This is a genomic window from Kitasatospora sp. NPDC059599 (assembly GCF_042735125.1).
In the GTDB taxonomy this organism is placed as follows: Bacteria; Actinomycetota; Actinomycetes; order Streptomycetales; family Streptomycetaceae; genus Kitasatospora.
The window spans coordinates 19,953-36,576 of the sequence record NZ_JBHWCL010000095.1 but is presented as its reverse complement, the minus strand read 5'-3'; the positions used below and the strand labels follow the sequence as shown (position 1 = coordinate 36,576).

At 73.7% G+C, this 16,624-nt stretch carries 18 protein-coding genes and 1 pseudogene; 11 read left to right on the top strand and 8 right to left on the bottom strand.

Features of this window, described 5'->3' with window-relative positions; all coding sequences use genetic code 11:
• Window positions 1-199: pseudogene (locus ACFV04_RS28365) on the bottom strand (hypothetical protein); the annotation flags it as partial.
• On the bottom strand, window positions 196-1,764 hold the full coding sequence (locus tag ACFV04_RS28360) for an FAD-binding oxidoreductase (protein WP_380533419.1): 1,569 nt from the start codon (window positions 1,762-1,764) through the stop codon (window positions 196-198). The gene ACFV04_RS28360 and the pseudogene ACFV04_RS28365, both read right to left, overlap by 4 nt.
• A gap of 74 nt (window positions 1,765-1,838) precedes the next feature.
• Here ACFV04_RS28360 and ACFV04_RS28355 point away from each other — a divergent pair, with 74 nt between their 5' ends.
• Window positions 1,839-2,456, top strand: a complete 618-nt coding sequence (locus ACFV04_RS28355) for a TetR/AcrR family transcriptional regulator (RefSeq protein ID WP_360250894.1) — start codon at window positions 1,839-1,841, stop codon at window positions 2,454-2,456.
• A complete protein-coding gene (locus ACFV04_RS28350; RefSeq protein ID WP_380533417.1) occupies window positions 2,453-4,012 on the top strand; it encodes a glycerol-3-phosphate dehydrogenase/oxidase in 1,560 nt (519 codons plus the stop codon). The genes ACFV04_RS28355 and ACFV04_RS28350 overlap by 4 nt, the downstream gene beginning before the upstream one ends.
• Here ACFV04_RS28350 and ACFV04_RS28345 read toward each other — a convergent pair.
• Complete coding sequence (locus ACFV04_RS28345) at window positions 4,000-4,548, bottom strand: hypothetical protein (protein WP_380533415.1); 549 nt, start codon at window positions 4,546-4,548, stop codon at window positions 4,000-4,002. The two genes, ACFV04_RS28350 and ACFV04_RS28345, sit on opposite strands and share 13 nt — an antisense overlap.
• 155 nt (window positions 4,549-4,703) lie before the next feature.
• Window positions 4,704-4,997 carry a hypothetical protein gene (locus ACFV04_RS28340; protein ID WP_380336366.1) on the bottom strand — a complete coding sequence of 98 codons (294 nt, stop codon included), beginning with the start codon at window positions 4,995-4,997 and terminating at the stop codon, window positions 4,704-4,706.
• Between the two features lie 338 nt (window positions 4,998-5,335).
• On the opposite strand from ACFV04_RS28340, the gene ACFV04_RS28335 reads away from it, so the two are divergent.
• Window positions 5,336-5,911 carry a TerD family protein gene (locus ACFV04_RS28335; protein WP_360250906.1) on the top strand — a complete coding sequence of 192 codons (576 nt, stop codon included), beginning with the start codon at window positions 5,336-5,338 and terminating at the stop codon, window positions 5,909-5,911.
• 46 nt (window positions 5,912-5,957) lie between these two features.
• Here ACFV04_RS28335 and ACFV04_RS28330 read toward each other — a convergent pair whose 3' ends face one another.
• Window positions 5,958-7,193, bottom strand: coding sequence for a monooxygenase (locus ACFV04_RS28330; protein WP_380336369.1), 1,236 nt, complete (start codon window positions 7,191-7,193; stop codon window positions 5,958-5,960).
• 276 nt (window positions 7,194-7,469) lie between these two features.
• Between ACFV04_RS28330 and ACFV04_RS28325 the strand changes: the two genes are divergently transcribed.
• The 3 genes from ACFV04_RS28325 (at window position 7,470) to ACFV04_RS28315 (ending at window position 11,237) form a co-directional block, all read left to right on the top strand.
• Complete coding sequence (locus tag ACFV04_RS28325; protein WP_380533412.1) at window positions 7,470-9,512, top strand: FAD-dependent oxidoreductase; 2,043 nt, start codon at window positions 7,470-7,472, stop codon at window positions 9,510-9,512.
• A gap of 291 nt (window positions 9,513-9,803) precedes the next feature.
• Entirely contained in the window at window positions 9,804-10,343 is a 540-nt protein-coding gene (locus tag ACFV04_RS28320) for a PadR family transcriptional regulator (protein WP_380533410.1), read from the top strand.
• A 159-nt stretch (window positions 10,344-10,502) separates the two neighbouring features.
• A complete protein-coding gene (locus tag ACFV04_RS28315; protein ID WP_380336378.1) occupies window positions 10,503-11,237 on the top strand; it encodes a hypothetical protein in 735 nt (244 codons plus the stop codon).
• A gap of 147 nt (window positions 11,238-11,384) precedes the next feature.
• Here the strand turns inward: ACFV04_RS28315 and ACFV04_RS28310 are convergent, their stop codons facing one another.
• Window positions 11,385-12,380: a phosphatidylinositol-specific phospholipase C gene (locus ACFV04_RS28310; RefSeq protein WP_380533408.1), complete on the bottom strand. Its 996-nt coding sequence runs from the start codon at window positions 12,378-12,380 to the stop codon at window positions 11,385-11,387.
• Window positions 12,381-12,808: 428 nt separating this feature from the next.
• Between ACFV04_RS28310 and ACFV04_RS28305 the strand changes: the two genes are divergently transcribed.
• The 3 genes from ACFV04_RS28305 (at window position 12,809) to ACFV04_RS28295 (ending at window position 14,314) form a co-directional block, all read left to right on the top strand.
• Complete coding sequence (locus ACFV04_RS28305) at window positions 12,809-13,438, top strand: hypothetical protein (RefSeq protein WP_380533406.1); 630 nt, start codon at window positions 12,809-12,811, stop codon at window positions 13,436-13,438.
• Window positions 13,435-13,836 (top strand): hypothetical protein, encoded by a 402-nt coding sequence (locus ACFV04_RS28300; protein WP_380533404.1) that lies wholly within the window; start codon window positions 13,435-13,437, stop codon window positions 13,834-13,836. Before ACFV04_RS28305 ends, ACFV04_RS28300 begins: the two co-directional genes overlap by 4 nt.
• A gap of 64 nt (window positions 13,837-13,900) precedes the next feature.
• Window positions 13,901-14,314 (top strand): GNAT family N-acetyltransferase, encoded by a 414-nt coding sequence (locus tag ACFV04_RS28295; protein ID WP_380533402.1) that lies wholly within the window; start codon window positions 13,901-13,903, stop codon window positions 14,312-14,314.
• On the opposite strand, the gene ACFV04_RS28290 is transcribed toward ACFV04_RS28295, so the two are convergent.
• On the bottom strand, window positions 14,269-14,703 hold the full coding sequence (locus ACFV04_RS28290; RefSeq protein ID WP_380533400.1) for a transposase: 435 nt from the start codon (window positions 14,701-14,703) through the stop codon (window positions 14,269-14,271). The two genes, ACFV04_RS28295 and ACFV04_RS28290, sit on opposite strands and share 46 nt — an antisense overlap.
• An 11-nt stretch (window positions 14,704-14,714) precedes the next feature.
• Window positions 14,715-15,263, bottom strand: a complete 549-nt coding sequence (locus tag ACFV04_RS28285; protein ID WP_380533398.1) for a helix-turn-helix domain-containing protein — start codon at window positions 15,261-15,263, stop codon at window positions 14,715-14,717.
• Between the two features lie 46 nt (window positions 15,264-15,309).
• Here ACFV04_RS28285 and ACFV04_RS28280 point away from each other — a divergent pair, with 46 nt between their 5' ends.
• Both ACFV04_RS28280 and ACFV04_RS28275 read left to right on the top strand, forming a co-directional pair.
• Entirely contained in the window at window positions 15,310-15,639 is a 330-nt protein-coding gene (locus tag ACFV04_RS28280) for a hypothetical protein (protein WP_380533396.1), read from the top strand.
• 100 nt (window positions 15,640-15,739) lie between these two features.
• On the top strand, window positions 15,740-16,492 hold the full coding sequence (locus ACFV04_RS28275) for a hypothetical protein (RefSeq protein ID WP_380533394.1): 753 nt from the start codon (window positions 15,740-15,742) through the stop codon (window positions 16,490-16,492).
• Window positions 16,493-16,624 lie beyond the last annotated feature (132 nt).

Sequence of the window (16,624 nt, the reverse complement as noted above, 5' to 3'; positions counted from 1 at the left end):
CGGCCGCCTCGGGGGCGCGGCGGCGGCCGTCCTCGGCGGAGCGCCCGGGGTGCGGTGCGGCGACGACGCCGCGGGAGCGCAGGCGGGCGACGGCCCGCTCGGCGGCGGGGCCGGAGTGACCGGCGCCCGCCGCCGGGTTGGTGAGAACGGCGACCCTGCGGACGGTTCTCGGGCCGGGCGCCCCATGAGCGCGGCTCATGGGATCAGCTTGCCGGGGTTGAGGATGCCCGTCGGGTCCAGTTCGGCCTTGACGGCGCGCAGGATGCGCACGCCCAGGTCGCCGATCTCGTCGGTCATCCAGGGCCGGTGGTCGGCGCCGACGGCGTGGTGGTGGGTGATGGTGCCGCCCGCGCCGACGATGGCGTCCCCGGCGGCGTGCTTGGCGGCGCCCCAGCGGGTGAGGGGGTCCTCGCCGAGGGCGGCGACGACGGTGAAGTAGAGCGAGGCGCCGGTCGGGTAGACGTGCGAGATGTGGCAGAGCACGAGCGCGCCGGGCAGGGCGGCGGTCAGCGCCCCGGTGACGGCGGTCCGCAGGGCCGGGAGCCGGCTCCATTCGGCCGCGGTCTCCAGGGTCTCGCACAGCGCGCCGGCGCCCAGCAGCGAGTCGCGCAGGTAGGGAGCGTTGAACCGGCCGTGTTCCCAGGCCCGGGCGGGGGCCTCGCCGAGCGAGGTGGCGCCGGCGGCGAGCAGCACCTCGCGGGTGGCGCGGTGGCGGGCGGCGACCTGGTCGGCGCTGCCCTCGAAGACGGTGACGGCCAGGCAGCCGGTGACCGCGGGGGCGCCGCCGATCTGCTCGGTCATGGCGAGGTTGACCATGGTCTCGGCCTCGTCGGAGAGCCGGATGACGGTCGGGCCGGTGCCCTGCTGCTCGACGGCGCGCAGTGCCGCCGTCCCGGTGGCGAAGTCGGGGAAGCTCCAGGCCTCGTAGGCCTTGACGGCGGGCACCCGGTGGACGCGGAGCCGGACCGCGGTGATCACCCCGAGGGTGCCCTCGGAGCCGAGGAAGAGCTGGCGCAGGTCGGGCCCGGCGGCGGAGGCGGGGGCGCGGCCCAGGTCGAGCACGCCGACGGGGGTGACCACCCGCAGGCCGCGCACCATCTCGTCGAAGCGCCCGTACCCGGCGGAGTCCTGCCCGGAGGAGCGGGTGGCCGCGAAGCCGCCGATGGTGGCGTAGCGGAAGCTCTGCGGGTAGTGGCCGAGTTCCCAGCCGCGTTCGGCGAGCAGCGCCTCGGCGTCCGGGCCGGTGAGGCCGGCGCCGAGGACGGCCTCGCCGGAGGTCTCGTCGAGGTCGAGCAGCCCGTCCAGGCGGCGCAGGTCGAGCGAGACGACGGCCCGCAGGGCGCCGCGCTCGGGGTCGAGGCCGCCGACGACGCTGGTGCCGCCGCCGAACGGGACGACGGCGATGCGGCGTTCGGCGCAGACCGCGAGGACGGCGGCGACCTCCTGCTCGGTGCCGGGCAGCACGACGGCGTCGGGCGCGTCCTGCGGCTCGCGGCTGCGGCGGCGCAGCAGGTCGGGGGTGGACTTGCCGCCGGAGCGCGGCAGCCGGTCGGCGTCGGCGGCGCTGACGTGGGCCCCGCCGACGGCGGCGGCGAGCGCCCGGAGGTCCTCGTCGGTCATCCGGGAGGGGCTGAGCACGACCTCGTCGGCCTTCGGGCCGGGGGTGGCGTCGCCGGTGACGCCGAGGGCGGCGGCGAGCAGTCCCTTGATGTCGGCGGACAGCTCCTTGGCCAGGGCCGGGTCGCCCCAGGCGTCCCACTTCATCGGGGGGAGCGGAAGTGCGGCGCCGGCCGGTCCCGCTTGCGTCTCAGGTGCCATGCGTTACAGTTTCACACATCATGTCAAGTAGTAACGCCGAGCCGGCGACCGCAGCCGAGCCGCCCGCGACGCCCGGGCCCCGCAGCACCGACGACGCGATCCTGGACGCCGCCGCCGACCTGCTCGTCCACCTCGGCGTGCGTCGCACGCAGCTGGCCGAGATCGCGCGCCGCGCCGGGGTCAGCCGGCCGACCGTCTACCGGCGCTGGCCGGACGTCCGGGCGGTGATCGGCGCGCTGCTCACCCGGGAGATCCTGGCCACCATGGAGGGCGCCGCACTGGACGTCCAGGACCGGGAGACCTTCGTGGAGCGGGTCGTCGAGGTCTCCGTCCGGCTGCGGGACCACCCGGTGCTCGGCGCGCTGCTGCGTTCCGACGACTCCGACCTGCTGCTCGAGTACGTGGTCGAGCGGCTCGGTGCCAGCCAGCGCGGCCTGCTGGAGGCACTGCGCAGCGGCATCGAGCAGGGCCAGGCGCACGGCTCGATCCGTGCCGGGGAGCCGCTCGAACTGGCCGCCATGGTCCTGCTGATCGCCCAGTCCACCGTCCAGTCGCACCGCATGGTCGCCTCCCTGCTGCCCGAGCCGGCCTGGCGACGCGAACTGGCCAGAGCGCTGAACGGATACCTCGCCCCATGACGACGCCCGCCGTCGGCCCCTTCGCGGGGACGAGCCGACTCAACGCCGCACGCCGCACCCTGGAGCTGGAGGCGCTCGGCGACGACCCGCACATCGACCTGCTGGTGATCGGCGGCGGCGTCACCGGCGCCGGCGCCGCCCTGGACGCCGCCTCGCGCGGCCTGCGCACGGTGCTGGTGGAGTCCCGCGACCTGGCCTTCGGCACCAGCCGCTGGAGCTCCAAGCTGGTGCACGGCGGGCTGCGCTACCTCGCCTCCGGCCGGATCAAGGTGGCCCGGGAGAGCGCGGTCGAGCGCGGCGTGCTGATGACCCGCACCGCCCCGCACCTGATCCGCGCACTGCCCCAACTGGTGCCGCTGCTCCCGGACCTGCTGCGCCCCGGGCAGGGCGCGCTGATCCGCGCGGGCTTCCACGCCGGGGACGCGCTGCGGATCAGCGCCGGCACGCCGGCGGCGGTCCTGCCCCGGGTGCGCCGGATCGACGCCGCCCGCACCCGCCGGCTGGTGCCGGGGGTGCGCACCGCGGGCCTGCGCGGCGCGCTGGTCGCGCACGACGGCCAACTCGTCGACGACGCGCGGCTGGTCGTCGCCCTGGCCCGGACCGCCGCGCAGTACGGCGCGAGCGTGCTGACCAGGGTGCGGGCCGAGGAGGTGACCGGCACCTCCGCCCGGCTGGTCGACGTGCTCACCGGGCAGGCCATGGTCGTCCGGGCGGGCGCGGTGATCAACGCCACCGGCGTCTGGGCGGGCGAGGTGGACACCTCGATCACGCTGCGCCCGAGCCGCGGCACCCACGTCCTGGTGGACGCGGGGATGCTGGGGAACCCGACCGCCGCCCTCACCGTGCCGGTGCCCGGCTCGACCAGCCGCTTCGTGTTCGCCCTGCCGCAGCAGCTCGGCCGGATCGCGATCGGCCTGACCGACGAGGACGCCCCGGGCCCGATCCCGGACGAGCCGCAGCCCACCGAGGCCGAGCTGGCCTTCCTCCTCGACACCGTCAACGCCGCTCTCGCCACCGCACTGACCAGGGCCGACGTGCTCGGCGCCTACGCCGGGCTGCGCCCGCTGATCGACACCGGCGGCGGCAGCACCGCGGACATCTCGCGTGAGCACGCGGTGCTGGAGTCCCCGTCCGGGGTGGTCACCGTGGTCGGCGGCAAGCTCACCACCTACCGCCGGATGGCCGAGGACGCGGTGGACGCCGCCGTCCGACTGCGCGGCCTGCCCGCCCGGGCCTGCTGGACGGCCCGGCTTCCGCTGGTCGGCGCCCCCGGCCACCGGGACAGCCGTCCGCTGCCCCCGCGCGGGGTGCCCGCCTCACTGCTCGCCCGGCACGGCGGCACCGCCCACGAGGTGCTGGCAGCCGGGGAGTTGGCGCCGGTCGCCGAGGGCCTGGACGTGACGCGCGCCGAGATCGCGTACGCCGTGTCCCACGAGGGCGCGCTGGACGTCGCCGACGTGCTCGACCGCCGTACCCGGATCGGGCTGGTCACGCGGGACGCGGACCGTGCGCGCAAGGCGGTCGAGGCGATCCTGGCGGAGGCTCAGGACGACTGATCGGCCCGGGGGAAGGGGGCCAGGTCCGGTTCGACCCAGCCGTTCCGGGCCCGCTCGTCCGCGAGCGTTCCGGGCCGGTAGTGCCGGGTGAGCAGCTCCTTGTCGAGCAGCTCGGGGTGGCGGGCGGCGAACTCCTCGAAGCCGTCGGTTCCTTCGGGGCCGTGGGTCACCTCGGGGCCGTGGGTCACCTCGGGACCGTGGGTCCCCTCGGCGTGCTCGCGCTCCGTGGTGTCCCCGGCCTTCGCGGAGTCCGGTGCGGCGTGGACGTGGTGGGCCACCAGCTCGACCCAGGCCCGGGTCATGGTGACGTGGAACTTCTGCGGCGCGCCCGCCCTGGTGGCGGTGCGCCGGATGCCGTCACCGATCAGGTCGAGGGCGGCGGCGGCCCCGTGCCGGCGCACGGCGAGCCAGGTGAGGCGGACGTGCTCGCGGTGCCCGAAACGCTCGGCACCGGTCATCGCCTCCCGCAGCAGGTCGTCGAAGACGCCGGGGGCGGCCGGGGCGGTAGGGGTGGCGGGGGACGTGGGGGAGGTCATGCGGAGGCTCTCGTCGGGAGGAGGGTGTGGGTGTGGGTGCGGGCGCAGGGGGCGGGCGGCCCGGGGCGGCGGGACGGTGGAAGGCGGACGGGCGATCGTAAGGTTTCCCTGCATTCCAGGGCAAACCGCCCGCCCGGGCGGCCCGGCGGGCGGCGTCAGCGGGCGGTCTTCTCCGGCATGGGGTGGGCGGCGCCGGCGAGGTCCAGGACGCAGGAGAGCGGGTGCTCGGCCGTGCCGGTGCGGTCCAGGGTGACCGTGAGCGGCCGGGGCGGTTCCTCGGCGAGCTGGGAGGCGAGGGTCAGCGGGTAGCTGCCGTGCCCCCGGACGCGGTGGAAGCCACACTCCTTGCCGTCCACCAGCAGTTCGGTCTCGGTGATCCAGCCGGAGCGGACGTTGACGGTCACGGAGTGTCCGCCCTGGTCGACGTGGAAGCTGTACCGATGGCGCATGGCGAACCTCCCTCGGGGGCGCCGCAACCGGGGAACCGGGATTCGGAACCGGGGAACCGGGATTCGGAACCGGGAAATCGGGGGAACCGGTGATGCAGGGGAACCGGGGGAACCGGGGGAACCGGGGGGACCCACCGACAGTCTAGGTCGGTGGCACCGCCCCGGCGCCCGGAAGGCCGCGCGGCCCGCCCGGTACCGGGGCCGCCGCGATCGGTTCCCGGTGGGGCCCCTGAAAGGGCCCCGGACAAATTCCCGGGGCGGAGCCGACCTGTAGACGGATCCTCGTGATCTCTACAGTGTTGTAGATTCGTCCGCAGGGAGAGATCGAGGAGGGCATTGTGGGAGTTTCGCTGGCCAAGGGCGGCAACGTCTCGCTGAGCAAGGAGGCGCCCGGTCTGAGCGCCGTGATCGTGGGTCTCGGCTGGGACGTGCGCACCACCACCGGGGCCGACTACGACCTGGACGCCAGCGCGCTGCTGTGCAACGCGCTCGGCAAGGTGATCTCGGACCAGCACTTCGTGTTCTTCAACAACCTTCGCAGCCCCGAGGGTTCGGTCGAGCACAGTGGCGACAACCTGACCGGTGGCGGCGACGGCGACGACGAGCAGATCAAGGTCGACCTGGACCGGGTGCCGGCCGACGTGGCCAAGGTGGTCTTCCCGGTGTCGATCTACGACGCCGACGCCCGGCTGCAGAACTTCGGCCAGGTCCGCAACGCGTTCATCCGGATCGTCAACCAGGCCAACGGCCAGGAGATCGCGCGCTACGACCTGAGCGAGGACGCCTCGACCGAGACCGCGATGGTCTTCGGCGAGCTGTACCGCAACGGCGCCGAGTGGAAGTTCCGTGCCATCGGCCAGGGTTACGCCTCCGGCCTGCGCGGCATCGCGACCGACTACGGCGTCAACGTCTGATCCACGGCGCCCGGCCGCGGCACGCGGTCCGGCCGGGTTTCGGTGGTCACGAGGAGCGCTCGGTCCGTCCGAGCGCGTGGCCGCCGAAACCCCCGCCGCCGGTGAGCTGGTGCTGCCACCAGGCGGTCATCGCCGGCTCGTCCATGGTCGACCAGTCCGGTGCCCCGGTGACCTGCGCCCGGCCGAGGGTCCGGCCCAGCTCCACCAACTCCCGCCCGGCCGCGCTGCGTTCGCGGTCGTACGTGGCGAGCAGGGCCGGCCAGGAGCCGGCCGTGCGACCGGCCTGCTCGAAGGCGTGCGCGTCCTGCAGCGCCTTCACCGCTCCGCTGGTGTTGTGCGGGCGCACGACGGTGGCCGCGTCCCCGCCGATCAGCAGCCGCCCGGCGGTGCGGTGCGGGGCCGCCAGGTCGTAGACGGGTTGCAGGAAGGTCCGTTCACGCGGGGTGAGGGTGACCAGCCCGGCCCAGTACGGCGGCAGGTGTCGCTCCGCGAGCTGCCGCAGGTCGTCCAGCCGGCCGTCGGTGAGGGTGCCCGCCGGGATGCTGGTCGGGCCGTCCAGGCGCAGCCAGGCGGGGGTCGGCGCGTAGAAGACCCAGTTCACCTGGGTGCGGCCGGGGTCGAGACCGGGGATGCGGTAGATCACGACCTGCCCGCCGCGGTAGCAGACGGTGATGCACTCCTCCTCCGGCCAGACCGCGGCCCCGCCGGGCAGTCCGGCGAGCAGTGCGTCGTCGTAGCTGCCGCGCCAGCACACGTACCCGGCGTACTCGGGCGCGGCCTGCGGGCAGACCGCGGCGCGGACCACCGAGCGGTAGCCGTCCGCGCCGATCACCAGGTCGTACGGGTGGCGGCCGCCGTCGGCGTCCTCGGTCCAGGCGCCGTCGTCGTCGCCGCCGACCGCGGTGACGGTGGTGCCCAGGCGGTACTCGACCCGCGCGGGCGTCCGCTCGCGCAGGGCCTGCCAGAGCCCGGCCCAGTGGTGGGAGTGGAACGGGAACGGCTGGTCCCAGAGCACCCGCCCGCGCCCGTCGGGGCCGTCGCCCCCGCCGGCCGGCCCCCGGGTGACCCAGCGGCGGACGGTGAGGCGGTGGCGCCGGGTGTCCGCCGCCAGGTGCCCGGCGCGGACCAGTTCGTCGAAGCGGTCGTTGTGGGTGCAGATGCCCACGCCGCGGTCCTCCAGTCGGCCCGGGCTGCGCTCCAGCACCACGACCCGCTCCGCGCCCAGCCGGGCGGCGGCCCCGGCGAACGCGCTCCCGGCGATGCTGCCCCCGACCACGGCCACCGAGCCACCTCGCACGGCCGCCCCCTCTCCCGAGCCCGCGATGTCCGGAACACGACGATACGCGGGCGCCCCACGGTCCGCCCGGCGTTCGGCCGCTTCGGGCCCGTGGGTGTCCCTCCGGAGCGGCGGGGCTGCTCGGTTCCGGTGGGCCCCTCCGGTGGGCCCCTCGGTGGTCTCGGTGCTCCTCGGGCGTTTATGCAACTAGTTGCATACCGTGAGACCCGTCCCCTACCCTGCGGTAACCACGACACCCCGCCCGCGCCCCAGGAGACGTCGATGAGCGCCACCCCCGGCAGCAGCCGCTACCCGCACCTGCTCAGCCCGCTCGACCTCGGCTTCACCACCCTGCCCAACCGCGTGATCATGGGCTCCATGCACGTCGGCCTGGAGGAGGCCCCCGGCGGCTACGAGCGGATGGCCGCGTTCTACGCCGAGCGCGCCCGCGGCGGCGTCGGCCTGATCGTCACCGGCGGCATCGCCCCCAACGAGGCCGGGCGCCCCTGGGAAGGCGGCGCGATGCTGACCACCGAGGAGGAGGCCGACGAGCACCGCGCGGTCACCGACGCGGTGCACGAGGCCGGCGGGAAGATCGCCCTGCAGATCCTGCACTTCGGCCGCTACGCCTACCACCCCGACCTGGTCGCCCCCAGCGCCCTCCAGGCCCCGATCAGCCCGTTCGTGCCCAACGAGCTCACCGCCGAACAGGTCGAGCAGACCATCGAGGACTTCGCCCGCTGCGCCGAACTCGCCCGCCGCGCCGGGTACGACGGCGTCGAGATCATGGGCTCCGAGGGCTACCTCGTCAACGAGTTCGTCGTCGCCGCGACCAACCACCGCGACGACGAGTGGGGCGGCCCCTACGAGCGGCGGATGCGCTTCCCGGTGGAGATCGTCCGCCGGGTCCGCGAGCGGGTCGGCGAGGACTTCATCATCGTCTACCGCCTCTCCATGCTCGACCTGGTGCCGGGTGGCTCCACCCTGGACGAGGTCGTCCGGCTCGCCCAGGCCGTCGAGGCCGCCGGCGCCACCATCATCAACACCGGCATCGGCTGGCACGAGGCCCGCATCCCGACCATCGCCACCTCGGTGCCGCGCGGCGCCTTCGCCTGGGTGACCGAGAAGGTCATGGGCAAGGTCGGCATCCCGCTGGTCGCCACCAACCGGATCAACACCCCCGAGATCGCCGAGGGCCTGCTCGCCGCGGGCAGCGCCGACCTGGTCTCGATGGCCCGCCCGCTGCTCGCCGACCCCGACTTCGTCGCCAAGGCCCGCGACGACCGCGCCGACGCCATCAACACCTGCATCGGCTGCAACCAGGCCTGCCTGGACCACACCTTCAGCCTCAAGATCACCTCCTGCCTGGTCAACCCGCGCGCCTGCCACGAGACCGAACTCGTCCTCGCCCCCACCAAGGTGCGCAAGCGGGTCGGCGTCGTCGGTGCCGGACCGGCCGGACTCGCCTTCGCCGTCTCCGCCGCCGAGCGCGGCCACGACGTCACCCTGTACGACGCCGCCGACGCGATCGGCGGACAGCTCGACGTGGCCCGGCGCATCCCCGGCAAGGAGGAGTTCGACGAGACGCTGCGCTACTACCGCACCCGGCTCGCCGAGCTGGGCGTCACACTGCGCCTGGGCGCCACCGCCACCGCCGGGCAACTGGCCGCGGAGGGCTACGACGACGTCGTCCTCGCCACCGGCGTCACCCCGCGGACCCCCGCCGACATCCCGGGGATCGACCACCCCAGCGTGGTCGGCTACCTCGACGTGCTGCGCGACGGTGCGCCCGTCGGCGAGCGGGTCGCCATCCTCGGCGCGGGCGGCATCGGCTTCGACGTGGCCGAGTTCCTCACCGACCAGGGCGACGAGGCGAGCCTCAACCCGCCGGTGTTCCAGGCGAAGTGGGGCATCGACCCGGAGTACCGCGAGCGCGGCGGCCTGCGTGCCCCCGAGCGCCCCGAGCCCCCGCGCAGCGTCCACCTGCTGCAGCGCAAGGCCGGCAAGGTCGGCGCCGGGCTGGGCAAGACCACCGGCTGGATCCACCGCACCGAACTCAAGCACCGCGGCGTGGTGATGGTCCCCGGCGTCACCTACGACCTGATCGACGACGCCGGCCTGCACATCACCGTGGACGGCGAGAGCCGGCTGCTGCCCGTCGACACCGTGGTGCTCTGCACCGGCCAGGAGCCGCGCCGCGACCTGTACGAGGCGCTGCACGAGCGCGGCCTGTCGGTGCACGTGATCGGCGGTGCCGACGTGGCCGCCGAGCTGGACGCCAAGCGGGCCATCAAGCAGGGCACCGAGCTGGCCGCCGCGCTCTGAGCGGATCAGGGACGCGCGCGTGAGAGCTGCTCATGCGCGCGTCCATGAGGCCTGCTCATGGGCGGGCGCGATGAGAGTTGCTCATGGGGTAGGGCCATGAGAGGTGCTCATGTGCGCGGCCATGTGATCTGCTCATATGTCCATCCCGTGAGCTCCGCTCATGGCCGTGCTGCATGAGCCCCGCTCATGGCCCGGCCGGGGCCGCTGCCGCAGCCGGGCCCGCGCACTGCCGTCCCGGGCGGACGTGGCCGCGACGGTCGGGCCGGCCGCTGCGCCTCTAGGATCGTCGGCATGTCGCTGCCGCACGCCATCCTCACCGCCCTGCTGGAGAAGCCGTCGTCGGGGCTGGAGCTGACCAGGCGGTTCGACAAGTCGATCGGCTTCTTCTGGCCCGCCACCCACCAGCAGATCTACCGCGAGCTGGGGCGGCTGGAGGCCTCCGGACACATCCGGGCCCTCCAGCCGGACGGACCGGTACGCGGACAGAAGAAGGAGTACGAGGTCCTGCCGGAGGGCCGCGCGGAACTGGTCCGCTGGACGGCCGAGGGCGCGGCGCCGCGCGCGGTGCGGGAGCCGCTGCTGCTGCGGCTGCGGGCGGCGGCGGTGGTCGGCACGGACGGTCTGGCGGCCGAACTGGAACGCCATCTGACACTGCACCGCGCACAGTTGGCCGACTACCTGGAGATCGAGCGGCGCGACTTCCCGGCCGAGAGGGCGGACGCCGAGAACCGGCTCCAGCACGCGGTGCTGCGGGCCGGGATCGGACTGGAGACCTTCTGGGTGGAGTGGCTCGCCGAAACCCTCGGGACCCTCGCCCCGGACCGCACCTGACCCTCGCCCGGCACCGGCGGCAGCCCGGGCCCACCCGGCCCGGACTCCGCCGGGACCAGCGCTCTGACCTGCAAGGACGGGAGTCCCGCGCGCCGCGTCCGGCCCCCGGTGGGACACTGGTTGCCTTGTCCCTGCCCGAACTCTCGACAGGGGGCCCGCATGTCCCTTCCGAGGCCTCTCCACGCCGTCGTCGCCGCGGCCGTCGTCGCGGCGGTCGCCCTGGGCCCGGCCCACCTGGCGTCGGCCGCGCCCGCCCAGGACCTCCCGTCCGCCGACCAGCTGAGATCGGCCCTGCTCACCGCGGCCGACCTCGGCCCCGACTTCACCGAGGCGTCCCAGAGCCCGACCCAGAGCCCCGGCCCGGACGACAGCCCGAGCCCGGTCAGCGGTTGCGACGCGCTCAGCGCCCTGGTCAACATGCACGCGACCCATCCCGGCCTCGCGAACCCGCGTGCCGAGACCGAACTCGACGGCCCGGACGGCAATCCGATGGTCACCGAGGCCCTTGCCGCGGAGGCTCCCGACCAGCTCGCCGCCGACTTCAACTCCGTGGCCGACGCCCTGCGGAGCTGTCACACCATCACGTTCAACGCCGGCATGGGGGACACGGTGACCTTCACCGTCACGCCGGTCACGCTCGGTGACCGCCAGGACGCCCCCGCCGTCCGCCTCGACGGCACTCTGGACGGTGTCCCGCTCAACGCCTTCATCGGCATCGAGCGTTTCGGCACGGTCGCCATGGCCTTCGGCTACTTCCAGCGCGAGGGCGCCTCCGCGCAGACCGCCTCGATGCAGTACCGCACCGCGGTGGCCAAGGTCGAGCGCACCCTCGGCACCACCGCCGGCAGCACCACCCCGCCCACCGTCGCCGCCACCCAGGACATGAAGGTCTGAGCGGCGGGCGGTGCGGGCCCGGGGAGGGCCGCCGTCGACGAGACCTCCGGGAACGCCCGGGCCGTCTCGGCCCGTTCGTCCGGCACCGGCCTGTCGGGCGCGGGCCGGATCAGTGGGTCCGCCGCACCGGGCCTGCGCCGGACGGGATCACCGTGGCCCCGCCGCGGGCACGCGGTGGGCACCCGGCGGGACGACGTTCTGGTCGATCAGCATCTGCAGCACGTTGACGTGGAAGTCCGGGAAGTCCATCGGCACGATGCCGAACCGTCCGCTCTGCTGGGTGCGGGCGTTCAGGTACGGGTAGATGCTGCGGTCCATGAGCCGCTGCGAGCTGTCCTTCGGCCAGTAACCACCGGCGTAGCTGAGGAAGTTGACGAACATCGTCGAACGGCCCGGGTTGAGGCGGGCCTTGTCGAACTGGGCGACGATGTACTGCCCCTTCGTGCCCAGCGGGTCGATGCCGCCGATCTGCCAGGCGTCCTGGGTGTCGAAGTACTCGTTCTGGCCGCTGGACCAGCCGATCAGACCCCACGGGTTGGCGAAGTCGGCGACCAGGACGACCTTGCCGCGGGCGGCGCCGAGCGTCGGCCAGCCGTAGAGGTGGAACAGATCCCGGTAGCCGAGCCCGTCGAAGTAGTGGCCGATCCGGCGCATGAACTCGTCGTCGCCGAGCGCCTGTCCGCCCGACCGTTCGTTCCTGAGGCGCATCACGACGGTCTCGCCGGGGCGTGCCTGCAGGAAGGTCCGGCACCGGTCGAGCACGTCCTGCAGGCGGAGGTGCTGGTAGTTGTCGGAGTGGTAGATCCCGAGTTCGTCGGGGGCACCCTGCAGGCCGTTGCAGCGGATGTCGAGGAAGCGGACGCCCTCCTCCAACTGCTGTGGGATGCCCCAGTTCTGGGTGTGTGACCACTCGGTGCCGTAGGCGGGGTTCTCGCAGCACGAGTCGTGGGTGCCGGGGATGGTGAGGTCGAGCAGGGAGAGGTTCCCGTCGAGGCGGCTCATCCAGCCGTCGGTCGGCAGCCCGCGCGGGGTGGTGCGCGCGGCGGCCCGGGCGGCGGTCGGCAGGACGAGTCCGCCTCCCAGGGCGACGGCGCCGCCGAACCCCGCACCCCACTTGAGAAGATCACGACGTGCGATGCCCATGGTGTGGCTCCTTCGGTCGTCCCGGTCGGCCGGGTCGTGCCTTGCCCGGGCCCCAACGCGTCCTCGGCATCGGCGGGTTCACCGTGCGGGGCGGGCTGCGGACCGGTTCCCCTCCGGTCCTACCCGGCCCCGCGTTTGATGAACAGCTGTCACGCCGGACGGCACATCGGATGCCGCCGCGGTGGGTCGGGCACGGGCACGGGAACGAGTGCGGGGCGGGCGAAGGAGTCGGGGGGCGGACACGACCGGAGGCCGGAAGGGAGCGCTTCGACGGTCGGTTCCGACCGAGCGCGCGACCGTGGGCCGCGGTCGGGGTGGGTGCGACCGGTCCGGTTGCGGTTCAGTCTCCTTTCGCACCGGCCGGTCCGGTCCTGACGGGCTGCTGTCACATGGGACGGCGAATCGCTTGTCGTGACTGGGGGTTGAGGATGAGCACGGGGGACGGTACCGACCTGGTGGCGGTGGTGGTGGCGGCACTGGTGCAGGCCGCCGGCAGCGCGGCGGGGGCGGCGGGGACGGCGTTGGGGGCCGAGGCCGTCGGCTGGGTGCGGGAGGGGCTCGGGCAGCTGCCGCGTTGGTCGCGGGCGGCCGAGCGGGCCGAGGCGGCGCCGCGGGACGACGCGGCGAGGCAGGACCTGGCGGAGGCGGTGGGCGAGTTGCTCAGCCTGCACCCCGGGCTGGCCGAGTCGCTGGCGGAGCGCTGGGCGCAGGCCCTGGGACCGGTCGAGGCTCCACCGGCGCCGCCGGTACCTCCGCTGCCGCCCGCACCGACGACGGTCACCGTCGGGGACGGGTTTTCCGTCGGCGGTCCGGGGCAGGCCGCGGTGGGGGTGGGGAACATCGTCGCCGGCGGGGACGTGCACCACGACAACCGAGTGAACAACGTGCACAAGGGCGGTGGCGCCGGCCTCCTCGTCGCGGTCCTGGTCGTGGTGGGGGCCTGGTCGCCCTCGGCATCCACTTCCTCGGCGGGTCCCCGTCGGTCGGTTCGGCCCCCGTCCTGCCGGCTTCCGTGGAGGGCGAGCAGCGCAGGGCGAGCAACGAGAGCGACTGGGTGAAGTACCGGGCCTCGCTCACCCGGGACGGGATGGAGAACCCGTCGGTGGCGGCGTACGGCAGCATCCCCGACGACTTCACGGACCTGGTGCTGGCGGGCGACGACCACACGGCGCGGTGGACCGTCGTCCTCGCCGAGTCGACGATGACGTTCCAGCGGACGTTCGCCGAGTCGCAGGCCGAGGCGGCGAAGTCGGACACGCAGCACCCGGGCAAGCAGGTCCCGACCTCGCTGCCGGGAACGATGTACTGCTCCGACCCCGCCTACGTGAGTGGCGACAGCGACACGGCGTGCGTCTGGTTCGACGACACGTACGTGATCACCGTCAGGGCGGTCGGCAAGGACCCGAAGCTCCTCGCCTCCGTCATCGAGCGGATCCACCAGGGCACCGAACGCTAGTGCTGCTCCGCGGAAGTCCGTTGAGGGGTGATCACAGCCGTGGATGCATGACAGGCTGCTCTACATGATGATCAGTGATTCGTCGCAGGCCGGCGATGAGGTGTTGGTGGTGTGTCCTGAGCTGACGGATGCCGAGCTCAACGAGCTGTTCAGCGCGTCGTGGCCGGCTCACAGGTCGACCTCCTTCGCGCCGATGCTGGCCCGCAGTCTGACCTGGATCGCAGCGCGTCGAGGGAACCGGCTGGTCGGATTCGTCAACGTCGTCGGCGACGGCGGTGCGCATGCCTTTGTCCTGGATACGACCGTGCACCCGGATGAGCGCCGGCAGGGGCTCGGGATGCGGCTGGTGAGGGCGGCTGCCGAGGAGGCGAGGGCACGCGGTGCCGAGTGGCTGCACGTCGACTACGAGCCGCACCTGGAGTCCTTCTACGGTCAGTGCGGATTTCGGCCGACCGCCGCGGGGCTCATGCGGCTTTGAGCGGGCTGCCTTCGTAGGTCCACCGGTAGGGCTTGGCGGTCTCGTTGTGCGCGATCGCGTAGGTCTCCAGCTTGTCGATCAGGTCGTCGCGGCTGGCGAATCGCCGTGCCGCAGGACTCGGCGGGTGAGGGCGGAGAAGAAGAGCTCGACCTGGTTGAGCCAGGATGCGTGCGGCGGGGCCAGCGGACGTGCCAGCGCGGGTGCGCGGCCGGCCAGGTCTCGGTGTGCCTGGCCGTGTGTGAGGAGCCGTTGTCGAGCACGACGTGGATCTCCTTGCCGGGTGGGATCGCCAGGTCGAGCTGGTCCAGGAAGGCGGTGAAGGTCGCCGCGTCGTTGCGGCGGATCACCTCGGTGAGCACCTCGCCGGTGCGGACGTCCAGGGCGGCCACCAGGGAGAGGATCACCGCGCCCTCGGGCGGTCCAGGTAGAGGGCGCACACGGCGGCGGCGCGCTGCCAGAAGTCGTGGGTGTCCCGGCGGGTGAGCCAGCCGCGGACCTTGTGCGGCTTCAGGTCCAGATCCGCCAGGATCCGCCCGACCTGGGAGGCGGAGACCGGCGCGAAGCACGTGCCGGCCACCCGTTGGGCGATGGCTCGATGGGACCAGGTCACCTCCGGATGCGGCGGCACGCTGGTCGCGGTGGCCACGATCGCCACCCGCACCTCGGGTCCGTACGATCTCGGCCGTCCCGACCGCTGGGCATCGCGCAGGCCGTCCATGCCCTGGGCCGCGAACCGCCCACGCCACTTGCGCACCGTGTTCACGCTGACGTCCGGCTCCCGGGCGATTGCGCCGTTGGCGATGCCGTCCGCCGCCGCGAGCACGATCTTGGCCCGCAGAACCGCCCGCGCCTCGGACTTCGCCGAAGCCGCCGTCCTCATCAACCGCTCGCAGACCTCTGTCTCCAGCGCCACCGTGACCGCCGTCCCCGTCCGCTGCCCACCCTTCACGACCAAGATCATGGCGAGCCCGTGCCGCACCCGGCAGGTTGGGGCCGTGCCGAAGAACCCCCCGGAATCGGTGCAGCACCACCTGCGCCAGCGTCTGAACCGTCACGCCCGCGAGCGGTGGTCACACGTGGACGCCGTCACGGTCCGCTTCCGCGCCGGATTCGCCTACGTAGCAGCCGAATTGCCCAGTGGGCACAGCCTCCCTCTGTGCCGCCTTCGCTTCACCGGCGTGCTGCACACCTGGGGCTTCGCGCTCTACCTCGCCAGCAGCGACAGCTACAAGGACAACATCCTGCCCAGCGGACTGCCCGCCGGCTCCCCGGAGGAAGCCCTCGACTGCGCGGGCGACCTCTACCTCACTGGACTGGCCGCCTGATCAACACCCCTCAACGAACTTCCGCGGAGCAGCACTAGGCGCTGTCCGGCCTGGGTGCCCCAGCCGTGACGTGTCGGTGGAGGCGGGCAGAATGCGGGCCATGAGTCACGACTACCGCCCCGGCGACGTCCTGCGGCTGGAGTGCCCGTTCACCGAGACCACGGTCACCGGGGTCTCCCGCTGCCACGTCGTCGTGCGGTGCCCGTGGTTGGCGGTGGATCCGCAGGCGGAGGGGTACCGGTGGAACGGTGAGCGGGCGCTGCCGCTGCCGGAGGCCCACGAGTGGGAGGTCTTCCGGACGGAGCCGCCGGAGTCCGGGTTGGCAGTGGGCGATGCCTGCCTGATGGGGATCCCCGCGACCGTGGTGCACGTCGGGTCGGTCGCGCACTACGATCCTCCCCTGGTCACCGGTCTGCTGCCGCGGCCCGCGTGCTACCTCGACGTCCTGCCGCAGGGGGAGGAGTACGACCCCGAACCGGAGGACCAGTGCTACGCGCTGGACCCCGCGGGTGGTGAGCCGGTCAGGATCGACCTGCTGTTCCGCCCGTACGCGTTCCTCGAACCGGGCGATGAACTCGCGGACCGGGACGGGCGGGCCTGGCGGTTCGACGCGGCCTGGGAGTGGCACGCCTTCGACGGTGGGCAGTCGGGTGCTCCGGTGTGGCCGCTGACGCTGCTGGCCCGCGGTGGTGCACCGGCGGGGACGTCGGCAGGACTGCCGGAGGCGCTGTCGGAAGGGCTGTCGGAGGGGGCCGTGGCGGTGGCCCGGGCGACGGCGGTCGGCAGTCACGAGCAGGAGCGGGAGCGGTGGGCCGGGCTGGCCCTCGCGCGGCCGGCTTCCGACAACCGGTAGGCGGAGCGGGGCATGGCGTGGGGGGCGTGGGCGGGGGTGGGGGGGCGCCGGGGGGGGGGGGCACCCCCGCCCGCAAGCGACGGCGGGGTGGGTTGGGGGCCGCCCGCATAGCACCAACAGAAACCGGCCGGG

Coding starts and splice junctions, on each gene's coding strand:
- ACFV04_RS28360 (WP_380533419.1), bottom strand. CDS start 1,764: ATGAAGTGGGACGCCTGGGGCGACCCGGCCCTGGCCAAGGAGCTGTCC.
- ACFV04_RS28355 (WP_360250894.1), top strand. CDS start 1,839: ATGTCAAGTAGTAACGCCGAGCCGGCGACCGCAGCCGAGCCGCCCGCG.
- ACFV04_RS28350 (WP_380533417.1), top strand. CDS start 2,453: ATGACGACGCCCGCCGTCGGCCCCTTCGCGGGGACGAGCCGACTCAAC.
- ACFV04_RS28345 (WP_380533415.1), bottom strand. CDS start 4,548: ATGACCTCCCCCACGTCCCCCGCCACCCCTACCGCCCCGGCCGCCCCC.
- ACFV04_RS28340 (WP_380336366.1), bottom strand. CDS start 4,997: ATGCGCCATCGGTACAGCTTCCACGTCGACCAGGGCGGACACTCCGTG.
- ACFV04_RS28325 (WP_380533412.1), top strand. CDS start 7,470: ATGAGCGCCACCCCCGGCAGCAGCCGCTACCCGCACCTGCTCAGCCCG.
- ACFV04_RS28320 (WP_380533410.1), top strand. CDS start 9,804: ATGTCGCTGCCGCACGCCATCCTCACCGCCCTGCTGGAGAAGCCGTCG.
- ACFV04_RS28315 (WP_380336378.1), top strand. CDS start 10,503: ATGTCCCTTCCGAGGCCTCTCCACGCCGTCGTCGCCGCGGCCGTCGTC.
- ACFV04_RS28310 (WP_380533408.1), bottom strand. CDS start 12,380: ATGGGCATCGCACGTCGTGATCTTCTCAAGTGGGGTGCGGGGTTCGGC.
- ACFV04_RS28305 (WP_380533406.1), top strand. CDS start 12,809: ATGAGCACGGGGGACGGTACCGACCTGGTGGCGGTGGTGGTGGCGGCA.
- ACFV04_RS28295 (WP_380533402.1), top strand. CDS start 13,901: ATGATGATCAGTGATTCGTCGCAGGCCGGCGATGAGGTGTTGGTGGTG.
- ACFV04_RS28275 (WP_380533394.1), top strand. CDS start 15,740: ATGAGTCACGACTACCGCCCCGGCGACGTCCTGCGGCTGGAGTGCCCG.